Source organism: Marinomonas fungiae (assembly GCF_001418205.1).
GTDB classification, from domain to species: Bacteria; Pseudomonadota; Gammaproteobacteria; order Pseudomonadales; family Marinomonadaceae; genus Marinomonas; species Marinomonas fungiae.
In genome coordinates this window covers 342,349-355,484 of sequence record NZ_LIQF01000003.1, presented here as the reverse complement: position 1 = coordinate 355,484, position 13,136 = coordinate 342,349, and the positions used below count along the sequence as shown (strand labels likewise).

11 protein-coding genes are annotated in these 13,136 nt (G+C 45.3%); 3 read left to right on the top strand and 8 right to left on the bottom strand.

The window, feature by feature from the left end:
* Positions 1-91: 91 nt before the first annotated feature.
* A complete protein-coding gene (locus ASC49_RS06615; RefSeq protein ID WP_055462438.1) occupies positions 92-1,303 on the top strand; it encodes a sugar transporter in 1,212 nt (403 codons plus the stop codon).
* On the opposite strand, the gene ASC49_RS06610 is transcribed toward ASC49_RS06615, so the two are convergent.
* From ASC49_RS06610 to ASC49_RS06600, 3 genes are all read right to left on the bottom strand, one after another.
* Positions 1,284-1,628, bottom strand: coding sequence for a hypothetical protein (locus tag ASC49_RS06610; RefSeq protein WP_055462437.1), 345 nt, complete (start codon positions 1,626-1,628; stop codon positions 1,284-1,286). The genes ASC49_RS06615 and ASC49_RS06610 overlap by 20 nt on opposite strands.
* 97 nt (positions 1,629-1,725) lie before the next feature.
* Positions 1,726-4,476, bottom strand: coding sequence for a heavy metal translocating P-type ATPase (locus ASC49_RS06605; RefSeq protein ID WP_055462436.1), 2,751 nt, complete (start codon positions 4,474-4,476; stop codon positions 1,726-1,728).
* Positions 4,476-4,907, bottom strand: coding sequence for a MerR family transcriptional regulator (locus tag ASC49_RS06600; protein ID WP_055462435.1), 432 nt, complete (start codon positions 4,905-4,907; stop codon positions 4,476-4,478). Before ASC49_RS06600 ends, ASC49_RS06605 begins: the two co-directional genes overlap by 1 nt.
* A gap of 102 nt (positions 4,908-5,009) precedes the next feature.
* On the opposite strand from ASC49_RS06600, the gene ASC49_RS06595 reads away from it, so the two are divergent.
* Positions 5,010-5,894 carry an AEC family transporter gene (locus ASC49_RS06595; RefSeq protein WP_055462434.1) on the top strand — a complete coding sequence of 295 codons (885 nt, stop codon included), beginning with the start codon at positions 5,010-5,012 and terminating at the stop codon, positions 5,892-5,894.
* Between the two features lie 45 nt (positions 5,895-5,939).
* Here the strand turns inward: ASC49_RS06595 and ASC49_RS06590 are convergent, their stop codons facing one another.
* The 5 genes from ASC49_RS06590 to sbcB form a co-directional block, all read right to left on the bottom strand.
* Positions 5,940-6,440: a DUF411 domain-containing protein gene (locus ASC49_RS06590; protein WP_055462433.1), complete on the bottom strand. Its 501-nt coding sequence runs from the start codon at positions 6,438-6,440 to the stop codon at positions 5,940-5,942.
* 242 nt (positions 6,441-6,682) lie between these two features.
* Positions 6,683-7,717: a dihydroorotase gene (gene pyrC, locus ASC49_RS06585; RefSeq protein ID WP_055462538.1), complete on the bottom strand. Its 1,035-nt coding sequence runs from the start codon at positions 7,715-7,717 to the stop codon at positions 6,683-6,685.
* Between the two features lie 154 nt (positions 7,718-7,871).
* The gene (locus ASC49_RS06580) at positions 7,872-9,749 is read right to left on the bottom strand and encodes a DEAD/DEAH box helicase (RefSeq protein WP_055462432.1); all 1,878 of its coding nucleotides are present in this window, start codon (positions 9,747-9,749) and stop codon (positions 7,872-7,874) included.
* Between the two features lie 238 nt (positions 9,750-9,987).
* Positions 9,988-11,013: an AI-2E family transporter gene (locus ASC49_RS06575; RefSeq protein ID WP_141656808.1), complete on the bottom strand. Its 1,026-nt coding sequence runs from the start codon at positions 11,011-11,013 to the stop codon at positions 9,988-9,990.
* 33 nt (positions 11,014-11,046) lie between these two features.
* Positions 11,047-12,495, bottom strand: coding sequence for an exodeoxyribonuclease I (sbcB, locus tag ASC49_RS06570; protein WP_055462431.1), 1,449 nt, complete (start codon positions 12,493-12,495; stop codon positions 11,047-11,049).
* 77 nt (positions 12,496-12,572) lie between these two features.
* Between sbcB and ASC49_RS06565 the strand changes: the two genes are divergently transcribed.
* Positions 12,573-13,076: a YchJ family protein gene (locus tag ASC49_RS06565; RefSeq protein ID WP_055462430.1), complete on the top strand. Its 504-nt coding sequence runs from the start codon at positions 12,573-12,575 to the stop codon at positions 13,074-13,076.
* Positions 13,077-13,136: the final 60 nt, after the last annotated feature.

Below are 13,136 nucleotides of genomic sequence, written 5' to 3'. Positions count from 1 at the left end.
TGTTCAAAAGATCCATAATTGCAGCTTTTAATCAAAGCGAGAACATGAAGAATAGATCACCTTTGCTATCGCATTATTTATCAGGATTTTTATGACTCAGTTACCACCTGCGCAAACCACACCGAAATACGTGCAATACTTGCGTGTGCTCGCGTTAGGTTTCTGTGCTTTTATCTTTAATACGTCCGAGTTCGTCCCAGTTGGCTTGCTTACGGCTATTTCCAATGATTTTAACATTACTCCATCACAAACGGGCTGGATGTTGACCATTTATGCTTGGATCGTTGGATTAATGTCGTTGCCGATGATGCTTATTACCAGTCGTATGGAGCGAAAAAGGCTTTTGCTTGGCACTTGTGCGGTATTTATCGTTAGCCATGGATTGTCCGCGTTTGCTTGGGATTTCCAAAGCTTACTCATAAGTCGTATTGGCGTGGCGTTTGCCCATGCAATTTTTTGGTCTATTACTGCCTCAATCGCAATTCGCGTCGCGCCGCCAGGCAAAATGAACTTTGCTTTGAGTGTATTGGCCACAGGCACAGGTATGGCAATGGTTCTAGGTGTGCCTTTAGGCCGACTGATTGGCGAATACATGGGGTGGCGTATGGCCTTTGAAGTGATAGGACTAGCGGCCTTGGTGATTACCCTCGCTGTGTTTCGTCTATTACCACAACTCCCCAGCCTCACCTCAACAAATTTAAAGGCGAAAGTGAAATCCGTCTTTACCAATAAAGTTCTATTTGTCATGTATTTGGCTGTATTTTTGATGTTTACTGCGCACTATGCCTCCTACAGCTATATCGAACCTTTTATGATTGAATTCGGTGGTGTATCGAGTGGCTTCACCACTGTATTACTTCTAACATTTGGTTGTGCTGGGATTATTGGTAGTACGCTGTTTGGTAGCTTCGGCGATAAATTTGGTGCACCCTTAATGATTGGCAGCGCGGTTGGGATGACTGCGTGTATGGCTCTAATGGTCATTTCGGTCACCTCGCAAACCGCACTTATTTTGATCACGGTTACTTGGGGAGCAGCGATGATTTTAACCATCCTAGCCATGCAGGCACGAGTCTTGGGGATTGATGCAACTGCTTCAGACATCATCATGTCATTGTTCTCTGGCATCATTAACTTAGGAATTGGTGCAGGCGCTCTCGTGGGCAGTTTAACCATCGATCATATAGGATTGGAATTTGTTGGCTATGTGGGTGCTTTGGTAGCTGGGTTATCATTGCTAGTGATTATCTACATCGCCAAACTAAACCTACAACCAGCTGAAATTAGCGGCGGCGGGCACTAGAAGGTGCCTTGCCACAACAATGCGGCACATGAGCGGCATTGGCTTTGATGTTTTGCTCAATCTGCTTTGCAAAACGCCACCGCCATTTCCACCACAAACTACGCTGATATTTTGTGACGTCGAATTCAGCTAACAAATCCATAAGCTCGTCTAGATTTGTTAGCTGGACATCGTAATTCAGTCGAATTAACGACTTTTGAAGCTTAACCTGTACAAACTGAACTCCCTGATAAGCCCTGAGTGCGTCTTCAACTAAAGACGCATTCTCTACAGTTACGCCGGAAAACTTATGCGAGAGTTTGTTTGTAAAAGCCGAACGATCCATTTGGGCACCTATTTCTTGCTGAGCCAAAACCACCAAATGATAAAACCAATGGCTATCATGCCAAGTATATTTAACAGCATATGCATACTAGCCTCCTTTATTGATCTTTAGGTTTGAACAAACGTAGTCGGTTGGCGTTAAGTACCACGGTTACCGATGACAATGACATGGCCGCTCCTGCAATTACTGGGCTCAATAGCCAGCCCGTAAATGGGAACAATACCCCCGCAGCCAAAGGAATACCGAGTGTGTTATAACCAAACGCCCCCCAAAGGTTCTGCTTAATGTTAGTCAGTGTGGCTTTACTGATGCTGATGGCATTAGCAACATTATTAAGATCGTTACTAATCAAGGTAATGTCAGCACTCTCCATTGCCACATCTGTACCTGCCCCCATCGCAAAACCGACGTCAGCCTGTGCTAGAGCTGGCGCATCATTGATACCATCGCCAATCATACCTACCACGGCACCTTGTTTTTGCAATTGCTTAACAAAGTTCAATTTGTCTTCTGGACGCATCTGGGACTTATAATCATCAATAGAAACCTGACTAGCGACAGCTTTGGCGGTAGCCTCGTTGTCTCCAGTGAGCATGATCACCTTGATGCCAGCCTTATGAAAATGCTCGATAGCAGCTTTGGAGCCGGTTTTGATTTCATCCTCAATCACACAAAGCCCGAGCACTTTTTCGGTTGACGCCAGATAGACATGGGAGCCCACTACATTGCTCAATGACGTTTCGGGTAAGGTTAATTGATGGTCCTGCATTAACTTATCGTTGCCTAATAAGTAGGTGTCACCGTTTATCGATGCTTTAACTCCTTGTCCTGTTATGGAGGAAAATTTTTCCGCTTTCATTGACGTATCTTGTTGTGCTTCGCTAAAGGCTAGCAATGCTTGGGCAAGTGGATGGTTAGCTCCGCTTTCTAGCGCATGGATAACGGCTTTTGCCTGTGACTCTTCAATTGCAAACCATTCACTGTGAGTCACTTTTGGCTTGCCCTCTGTGATGGTTCCAGTCTTATCTAATACGATGGTATCAATTTCGCTGGCCTTCTGCAGGGCATCACCATTACGGATTAAAGCACCGTATTCAGCCGCTTTACCAACCCCAATCATAGTAGAAATGGGAGTTGCTAGGCCTAGGGCACAAGGGCAAGCAATGATTAAGACAGAGACTGCTGCGACCAGCATGTTAACGGATACAGGCGCTGGACCAAGGTTCAGCCAAAACAAAGCCGCTATGATCGCTATAATCATCACGCTGGGAACAAAGATCGAGGAAACTTGATCCGCTAAACGGCTGATCGGAGGCTTAGAATTTTGCGCTTTACCCACCATAGTAATGATCTGAGCTAACAGGGTATCACCACCTACTTTGGTCGCTTTGTAGTGAAAACTCGAGTTACCATTAATGGTCCCTGCATTAACCTGGCTGCCTATGGTTTTTTCAACCGGAATCGGCTCACCAGTTAGCATGGATTCATCAATCGCCGCCTCACCTTCGGTAATGATCCCGTCAACAGGTAGTTTTTCACCGGATTTAATACGAATCACATCATCAATCTGAATGCTACTTACATCGACAGTTTCAGCTTTACCATTACGAATCACAGCGGCTTGCGTTGGGCGCAAATCCAGCAGCCGCTTCAAAGCTTCACTGGTTTTACCCCGAGCCCTGACTTCCAATGCTTGACCGAGGTTGATCAAACCCAGAATCATAGTGCTAGCTTCAAAGTACAAATGGCGAGCATTACTGGGCAAAGCATCAGGAAACAACACAACTGCCATAGAGTAGAGCCAAGCGGAACCTGTACCAATGGCAATTAAAGTATCCATGTTACTGTGACGATGTTTAAACGCTTTCCAAGCGCTTATGTAATAGTGACGTCCAGCAAAAATCATCACAGCCAACGACACTAGACCGACGGCGCCCCAAGCGAGCTGGTCATTGACTGTCGAGACGTGCATTGCACCGCCCAGTAACCCCCAGAGCATTAGCGGAACACCGACCGCTAAGCCTGAGAATGCATAAATACGCTTGTTACGGTATTCTTCTTGTTCTTTCTGAGCGCGCTCAGCCTGTGCTTTGTTTGGATCTTCGATTAGGGATGCCCCATAGCCCGCCTCTTCTACGGCTTGAATCAATTGCTCTACTGTTGCTTCTCCAGTGATTTGAGCCGTACGACTGGCAAAATTCACCTCAGCCTGATTTACACCAGAAACGTGATCTAGAGCTTTCTGAATAGTATTGACACAACCGGCACAGGTAATACCGCTGAGAGACAGTTGTATTGCATTGTGATCTGTTGCTTTGGTGCTTTGCTTTTGAGCTTCTGCATTAACTGTTTCTTTGTTTGCAACAGGTGGTCTTGCCTCCTTGACTGTTAAGGGACTTTCATTCGCAGTGTCGGAATATTCACCAACGAATGTATAGCCGACGTCTTTCACCACATTAGCGATAGTGTCTAAACTCAGAATGCTTTTGACATGCAAGCGATTCTCTTTCGGAAAACCTTCTATATGAGCACGCTCATCTAATGTTTGAATAGCTGTTCTGACTTTCTTAACACACCCTTGGCACGACATTCCTTCGACGTGGTAATTGCTTTCTTTTGCATAATCAGACTGATCCGCAACATATTGGTAACCTGCTGCGCGAACAGCCTCAGCAATTTGTTCGTTGGTAAGTGTTGAACTGACGACTAAGCAACTCTCTTGTGGTGTGCCTTCTACTTTTGCATTTTCATCAAGGCTTAAGATCTGCTGTCTAACTTTGTTAACGCAGCCTTGGCACGTCATCCCCGTTACTTGATGAACGGACTCTAATTGAGCACGATTATTCATTATTCATCCCCTTCACAACATGTTGCTGTTTTCTGCCAATCTTCTATTAAGCAGCAGATTGAATGGCCATTGGGTACGCCATCTTCCATTTCGTCCCATGCTTCAAGAGCGGCCTCCATCTTGGCCAAGTGAGATTGTAATTGGGCGATCTGACGCTTTGTTTCAGGGACTTTTTGTCTAAGCAAATCACGAACCATTGGGCATGGTGAGTCACCCGAATCAGATTGCTCAAAGATGTCACTAACATGCTTTAAACTAAAGCCTAGCTCCCGCGCCTGTTGAATAAAACGGACTCGCTGAAGGGCAACGCTATCGTATTCTTGGTAACCATTCAGAGGGTTTCTAGTTGCATGGATCAGACCTTGTCGCGTGTAGTGACGAACGGTTTCTGCTGTCACCTGAGCTCGTTTGGCAAGTTCGCTAACTTTCATTACCGCCTCCATGTATGATTGAATACAACTAGTATAAAACCTATGTGTAACACAAAGGTCAACTAAGCTCAGAGACTTTAGTCAATCACTGACAGGACAAATATGATTTCCGCCTTTATCACCGCCCTCACTCCTATTGTTCTATTGGCATCTTTAGGGGCACTTCTTGCTAAGAAAACGTCCTACTTAGATAACCCCCAGCTCGGATCGTTAGTTTCGAATGTTGGCTTGCCGGCTCTGCTGCTGTCTGCCGTTCTAAACATGGAAATGGATTTAACGGGTATGCTGTCAATTGTTGCCGCAACGCTTTGCTGCTTACTGGGCATGGCATTGGTCTCCTATGCGTTTCTTAAAGCGTGCAAATTAGAGCTGCGCTTTTATTTACCACCTTTGGTTAACCCTAATACTGGAAACTTAGGGATACCTGTTGCCTATGCATTATTCGGAGACGAAGGACTGGCGGTCGCAGTGGTGGTTAGCTCTGTGGTACAAGTCAGTCATTTTACTTTAGGCGTAGGTTTTATGTCTGGCAGCTACCAGCCCAAACAATTGCTGCAAAATGGGCCCGTTGTCGCGCTTCTATTAGGTATATTAGCGTTAGCTTTCCAGGTATCGCTCCCCGAGCCTATTTTAAACACCCTACAAATGCTTAGTGCAATGACCCTACCGGTCATGCTAATGCTGTTAGGTAAATCACTGGCAAGTTTAAATCTATCTGATCGAGGCAAGCTTTACCGAGCATGCTCATTCGCTTTGTTTAGACCCTTTGCCGGCGCCGCCATGGCTTGTCTAATTGTTCCTTGGTTTGGTTTCAGTCAAATCCAAGAAGCGACACTCATCACCTTAATGAGCATGTCGGTTGCAGTCATTAGTTACATGCTCGCCACTAAGTTTAATGGCCCTAAGGATGAAATAGCCTTAATGATCATGTTGTCGTTACCGCTCTCTTTATCAATCGCGGGCGCGGTGTGGTGGTTTTACCAATAATCAGATACTAAAAAGCCAGCGACATGGCTGGCTTCTTTATACTCGTTAAATCTGATCCGCTGGTGAGTTAATCTCGGCGTAAGGTGAGACAGTTCCATCTTGATTCAACAATAATACTGAATATGGCATAAACTGCTGATTGTATTCCATCCCCGGTGAGCCCACTGGCATAGCCGGCACAACCAAACCTTTAGCACCTTCAGGTGGGTTTGAAATGAATTGTTTAATTAATTTCGCCGGAATGTGCCCTTCAAAAATATATCCCTGCTGGGAGATAGCGGTATGACATGATCGTGCATTGGCTAGTACGCCCATCTGATTTTTCATATCGGTTAAATTTTGTGGGTGATTTACATGAGTTTTAAAGCCACTCTCTTCCATGTGTTTTGCCCAGCCACTACAGCAGCCGCATGTTGGGCTTTTGTGTACTTCAATCACGTTATCTTTGGCCACAACGCTGGTTTCACTTGCAGCATGAGAAAGGATTGGAAACACTGACGACATCAAAATATTTGTGGTTAGAAATAACGCGGGGAATTTATTCATAGCATTGCTCCAAACGCTGACAATGCTCTAGCACGTCAACTTAATCTTAAGCACAATCTCTGGCTGCTAATGATACCAAGCCGTACTAATTTTGCTCTAACACGGATGAAGCTTCATGGTTTTTTTCATAATTTATTGGAATAGATCAAATTTTGTTATTTATTAGATTTCCTTAATTAGGGTCAGTATTTAAATAAAAAAGGAGGCTTAGCCTCCTTTGCATGTCTGTCTAAAGATTCAAGTTAGTCTTGCAGTTTCCAACCGACTTGGCGTCCTGCGAAAAATGGCACAATCGGCTCATTAGTCGGAAGCATAATAGAATCAGGCACAACCCATTCATCGCGAACCAAAGTGATGGTATCAGTATTACGTGGCAGCCCGTAGAAATCCGCACCATGTAAACTTGCGAAACCTTCTAGTTTATCCAGCGCATCTAACTCATCGAATACTTGAGTGTAAAGCTCAATTGCTGACCAAGCGCTGTAACATCCTGCACAACCGCAACTTGATTCTTTACGGTGTTGAGCATGGGGCGCAGAGTCAGTACCTAGGAAAAACTTAGATGAGCCCGTTTTCACTGCAGCACGTAATGCTTCTTGATGGGTCGCACGTTTTAACACTGGGAGACAGTAGTTATGAGGGCGAATACCACCGTCTAGCATGTCATTACGGTTCAGCATTAAATGCTGTGGAGTGATCGTTGCTGCGACCCCTTCACGAGCAGACATAACGAAATCAGCAGCGTCTTTAGTCGTAATGTGCTCACACACCACCTTAAGATGCGGGATTTTTTCGACAATCTTAACCAAATGCTGATCGATAAACTCTTTCTCGCGGTCAAAAATATCAATGTGCTTTTGCGTTACTTCACCATGAAGTAATAGCAACATACCTTCGTCGGCTAGTGCTTCAAAAACAGGGTAAAGGCTATCTAAAGAACTAACACCCGCATCAGAGTTCGTTGTTGCACCTGCTGGATACATTTTCGCAGCGACCACGCCTGCAGCTTTAGCGGCGCGAATGTCTTCGATAGACGTTTTATCCGTTAAATAGATAGTCATCAAAGGCGTGAAGTTGGAACCCGCTGGAATAGCGGCTTCGATACGACTGCGGTACGCGACGGCCAATTCTGCGTTAGTTACAGGTGGTACTAGGTTAGGCATTACAATCGCACGGGCAAAACAGCGAGCGGTTGCGGGTACGGTTTCCTTTAGCATATCGCCATCACGGAAGTGTAAATGCCAATCATCTGGACGAATAATCGTAATTTGATCCATCTCTAACCCTGCTTTCAAATCAAGTTTTAGTGTACTGGCGAACATACGCCGAATTTCTATCAGTCCCCCGATTGGATCGGGTCATGCAAGCTGTTTTTAATCAGCGATTTATTCTTTTCATTAAAAAGCCGAGCAATGCTCGGCTTTTTTGGTATTACTCTTTGTTTGAACGAGGACGTGGTTTGCGTTCACCACGGTCGCTACGATCTCCGCGCTCCTTACTAAAGGTGCGAGGCTTACGTTCACCACGATCTCCGCGGTCGCCACGGTCATTGCTTGGGCGACGACGGTTACCACCAGCCGGACGCTCACGTTCAAAGACTTTGTCATCCGCATCTTCAAGAATAGTGATATCACAACGCTGACCACAAATACGCGTTTTTGCTAGCTTGCCAACAGCTTGCTTATTCATATCCGCAGGTAGGTCAACTGTTGCGAAATCTTCAAAAATCTCGATGTGACCAATCATACGGCTATCTAAGTTTGCTTCGTTAGCAATCGCGCCCACGATGTTGCCAGGCTTAACACCATCACGGTAACCCACTTTAAGAAGGTAGCGCTTCATTTCAATTGAAGGATCATCCTTCAGCGGCATCGCTTCTTTAATGATGTTGCGTGGTTTACGCGGACCGCGATCACTACGGTCGCCTCGATCTGGACGATCACCGCGTTCCGGACGGTCAGCACGATCGCGCTGTTTGATTTCCATTTCTTTCAATAGCAACGGGGTTTTACCCTGAGCCATGAATGCCAGCGCTGCAGCTACTTTAGTCGGATCAACTTCGTTGTCTTTCTGGTAGCTTTCAATTAATTCAATGAAGAAATCTAGATCTCCATTATCAATGGTATCAGTGATGCGTTGTTTGAAACGTGTAACACGTTGCTCATTGATATCTTGCGCTGTTGGAAGCTGCATACGTTCGATTGTTTGACGAGTCGCACGTTCGATTTGTTGCAACATACGACGTTCACGGTGGCCTACGAATAGGATCGCCGTACCAGAACGACCAGCTCGGCCCGTACGACCGATACGGTGTACGTAAGACTCAGTGTCGTAAGGAATGTCGTAGTTTACAACGTGGCTAACACGATCAACGTCTAGACCACGCGCAACAACGTCAGTTGCTACAAGTATATCGATTTGACCATTTTTAATGCGATCAACTGTACGTTCACGTAAGTTCTGACTGATGTCGCCATTTAGGGCTTCACAAGCGTGGCCTCGTGCCGTCAGCTTTTCAGCAAGCTCAACCGTTGCCGCCTTCGTACGTACGAAGATGATCATACCGTCGTGTTCGTTCATTTCTAGAATACGCGTTAGCGCATCTAGCTTATGAAGGCCACTTACTTGCCAGTATTTTTGCATGATCGTTGTTGCAGTAGACGTCTTAGTTTGGATCTTAACTTCTTTCGGGTCGTTAAGGTGTTGTTGCGCCACTTTACGAATCACTGCTGGCATTGTTGCAGAGAACAATGCGATTTGGCGAGACTTAGGAGTGTGTTCAAGAATCCACTCTACGTCATCGATGAAACCCATGCGAAGCATTTCATCAGCTTCGTCCAGCACGAGAGCTTGTAAGCCGTCGAGTACAAGTGTTTTACGACGAATGTGGTCCATAACACGACCAGGCGTACCTACAACAACTTGCGCGCCACGTTTTAGTTGACGTAGTTGAGAGTCATAAGACATACCACCGTAAATCGGTAGCACGTGGAAATCTGGAATGTAACGTGCATAGCTCTGGAATGCTTCAGAAACCTGAATCGCCAACTCACGTGTTGGCGCCAACACCAATAACTGTGGTGCTTTATTTGCTACATCAATGCGAGATAGCAATGGCAGAGCGAATGCCGCCGTCTTACCCGTACCTGTCTGCGCTTGACCTAGAAGGTCATGCCCTTCTAACAAAAATGGAATGCTTTGCGCCTGAATGGCAGAGGGTTGTTCGTAACCTAGTTCACTTACCGCTTTTAGAATTGGGGCGGCCAGACCCAGAGAATCAAAAGTAGGCTGAATATCAGCGTCAGACATGTAGATGGTAACCTTTAAGTAGGATAAGAGACGTGCGAGGATTCGCACCAAAAAACAATCGCGCATTATACTGCAAAAGAAAGCATAAGGCTAGATCAAATCTCCAAAAGCACAATTCACTTCAATTGTGATTTTGTCATTCTTTTCTCACTTGTACGACCCGCCATTCGGGGGAGCAAAGCTTTTATCGCGGGATTGCAACCCGCGTACAAGCGAAACCATTAATTTTGCGTAACACTTAAGGATGCGCTTTTGAGTCTAGCAGAATGGCTAGCCAACGCATTTTGGGGTTCGCTTCTAATGCAAACTTTACAATAATGGTTAGCGGAATCGATAGCAGCATGCCAACAGGTCCAAATACCCAACCCCATAGCATTAATGATAAGAACACTACCAATGGGGATAAACCGACGCCTTTCCCCATAAATTTCGGCTCGATAAAGTTTCCCATCACCAAGTTGACGGCCAGGAATCCCATTCCGGTTAAGAGTGCATCAAAGCTCCCCAGTTGAACAAATGCCAAGAACATGGCAGGTATCGCGGCAATAATAGAACCGATATTTGGAATGAAGTTGAGCAAAAATGCACATACCCCCCAAAGGATGGGGAAATCCACTCCTAGAAACCACACCCAAATACCGATAAATAACCCCGTTCCAAGACTAATCAACGTTTTAATCATCAAATACTGGTTTACGGTCGCAATAAAGCGCTCTACTTTTTCTATAGAGTTTGAGGCATCACCCAATGCATAGCTCAGTTTCTTAGGAATTTCTGCAGCTTCTAACAGAATGAACACCACAATCATGATGACTAGAAATACATTAGTGAGCACATTGCCAAGGCTGGTTAATGTGTTGGTAAAGAGATTCATGAGTGAAGACGGGTCCACATAACCACGAATCTTTTGATAGGAGATATTTAATCCAAAACTATTGAGTTGCTCGAAGATAGCGGACATTTCTGTACCAAAGCGCTCTCGATAGGTCGGCAGTTGTTGAGAAAAGTTATCTAATGAGGCCGCTACCAACAATCCTATTGACCCAAGGCATGCGAGGATAATCAATACAATAAAAACGATGGATAACCATATCGGCACTCTATGCTGACGAAATGTATTTAACAAAGGTGAGCATATAATAGCGATGAACACAGAAAGCATAAATGGAACGACAATCTGCGACGCCTCTTTCAAACCTGCAATGATTAAAATAAAGGCAGCGATGCCTACTAACCAGGTTGTGGTACCACGTGAATCACTCATTTACCCTGCTCTCCTTAGTTTCTATCCTATTAATTAATAGGGGTATATTCCTTGGGCGTAATCCACCAAGTCTCGAAGCATTAGGCGTTTACTATCTGATAAAGTCTCATCGTTTGCCAGTTCCATAATGTGTTTCTCAAATTCTTCCATAGTGATACTGCCACCGCCATCTTTCTGCAACAATCTGACACGACGGTGCTCTTCCCATTCCTCCCGTTGTTGGCCGTTCATTTGCTCTGGGTAATTACGGGCAAGATAACGCGTAAACATTTCAGGCAAACGACGGTCGTCAAATGTCATTTCCAGTTCACCTAAAATATCTGCGGGGGTATTACGAATCTCATCCATACGAGCTTTATCATCACGGGAAAAGAAGCCACCACTGTAGAGCATCAGATCGGGATCTTTATCAATTTTTTCATATTCCTGCATGAAAACCTGAGAAAGTTTGGCCGCTAACCCCGGTGCACTTTTTATGAGCGCCAAGTTTTTACGGCAAATATCACCGTCTAATCCTAAGCGCTTGACCACGGCCTCATCTTTCAAAAAGGTTGCGGGCGCCACCGCAGGACATTTATTTAAATGGATAACCTTGAGAGGCAGGCGTTGCACATCGCCAAGCTCATCTTTTGAGGTAAAAACGCGGTATTGGATTTCTTCTACGCTTAAATCCAGCAAGGGCTTAGCATCGGACATTAAGTCGAAGACAACAACGCCATTCTTGTTGCTAGGGTGTGGCGCAAGGGGGGCGACAAAGGCTGCAAATTTCTTCTCTTGCCCAAACATACCTGATATGTGCAAGAATGGCTTCATACGAACTGGGTCGACAAACTGCTGCAGTGAACCTTTGTCACGCATCGAGAAGTAGTAATCGAATAGCTTTGGCTGTTTTTCTTTGATCAATTTAGCAATGGCGATAGTGCCGTAAACATCAGACAAGGCATCGTGGGCTTGCTCATGGACAATGCCATTGGCCTTAGTTAAATCTTCTAGCTTAAAAGAATAAGTGCCATCTTCTTTCTTAGGCCATTCAATGCCATCTGGACGCATGGCATAAGTCATGCGCACTAAATCAATTACATCCCAACGGGAGCAGGCATTTTGCCATTCACGGGCATAAGGATCGATGAAGTTGCGGTAGAAGCCGTGACGGACCACTTCATCATCAAATCTAAGAGTGTTATAACCCAACGAACAAGTCCCGGGATGGGCGAGTTCTTTTTCGATTTGCGCCATAAACTCCGCTTCACACAGCCCTTCACGAAGAGCGTCTTGCGGGGTAATGCCAGTAAGCAAGCAAGCATCAGGATGTGGTAGCACATCATCAGCCAGTTTACAGTATAAATTGATCGGTTCACCGATTGGGTTGAAGTCTAAATCGGTGCGAATGCCTGCAAATTGCATTGGTCTGTCTTTTGCAGGGTCTACGCCCGTGGTTTCAAAGTCGTACCAAAAAAACGAGGTGGTCGCACTGTTACTCACAAATAAGTCCTGTTCGGTGTTAGTAAAATGGGTATTATACGCATCTAAACAAGCACTTGGCGATGAAGGAATTGTATATGTCTACCCCAGCTCAATGCCCTTGCGGTTCAAAAACCCATTATGAAATGTGTTGTGGAATGTATCACAATAACCCAGGCACTGCGCCTACGGCTGAGGCATTGATGCGCTCTCGATACTGCGCTTTTTCACTGCAAAAGTTTGACTACATTGCCGCGACCCAGCGCATACAAGAAACCCCTGATCAAGCGGCTAGTGAAATCGAAGACAGCAACGGTGCAACTCAATGGGTAAAACTGGAAATCCTTGCGACTCAAGATGGTGGCGCCAAAGATAAGACGGGCATGGTGGAATTTGTTGCGCATTTTAAAGAAGGCAGTAACACTGGCCGTTTAAGTGAGCGCTCCCTGTTTGAGAAAATTGATGGGGCTTGGATGTACGTATCGGGTGACCATGAGATCCAGGGGCACACCCCCTATGTAGCACCAGAAACAGATAAAATTGGTCGCAATGATCCATGCATCTGTGGTTCGGGAAAAAAATATAAGAAGTGTTGTGGTTAAATTTATATTACTAGGGTACGAGCTGAAGTAGACCTCAGCTCGTATGATCAATGATTCGGG

What these genes read in the sequence shown, in the direction of transcription:
- ASC49_RS06615 (WP_055462438.1), top strand. Translation starts at nt 92, where the DNA reads ATGACTCAGTTACCACCTGCGCAAACCACACCGAAATACGTGCAATAC.
- ASC49_RS06595 (WP_055462434.1), top strand. Translation starts at nt 5,010, where the DNA reads ATGATTTCCGCCTTTATCACCGCCCTCACTCCTATTGTTCTATTGGCA.
- ASC49_RS06605 (WP_055462436.1), bottom strand. Translation starts at nt 4,476, where the DNA reads ATGAATAATCGTGCTCAATTAGAGTCCGTTCATCAAGTAACGGGGATG.
- ASC49_RS06580 (WP_055462432.1), bottom strand. Translation starts at nt 9,749, where the DNA reads ATGTCTGACGCTGATATTCAGCCTACTTTTGATTCTCTGGGTCTGGCC.
- ASC49_RS06575 (WP_141656808.1), bottom strand. Translation starts at nt 11,013, where the DNA reads ATGAGTGATTCACGTGGTACCACAACCTGGTTAGTAGGCATCGCTGCC.
- ASC49_RS06610 (WP_055462437.1), bottom strand. Translation starts at nt 1,628, where the DNA reads ATGGATCGTTCGGCTTTTACAAACAAACTCTCGCATAAGTTTTCCGGC.
- ASC49_RS06600 (WP_055462435.1), bottom strand. Translation starts at nt 4,907, where the DNA reads ATGAAAGTTAGCGAACTTGCCAAACGAGCTCAGGTGACAGCAGAAACC.
- ASC49_RS06590 (WP_055462433.1), bottom strand. Translation starts at nt 6,440, where the DNA reads ATGAATAAATTCCCCGCGTTATTTCTAACCACAAATATTTTGATGTCG.
- ASC49_RS06565 (WP_055462430.1), top strand. Translation starts at nt 12,573, where the DNA reads ATGTCTACCCCAGCTCAATGCCCTTGCGGTTCAAAAACCCATTATGAA.
- pyrC (WP_055462538.1), bottom strand. Translation starts at nt 7,717, where the DNA reads ATGGATCAAATTACGATTATTCGTCCAGATGATTGGCATTTACACTTC.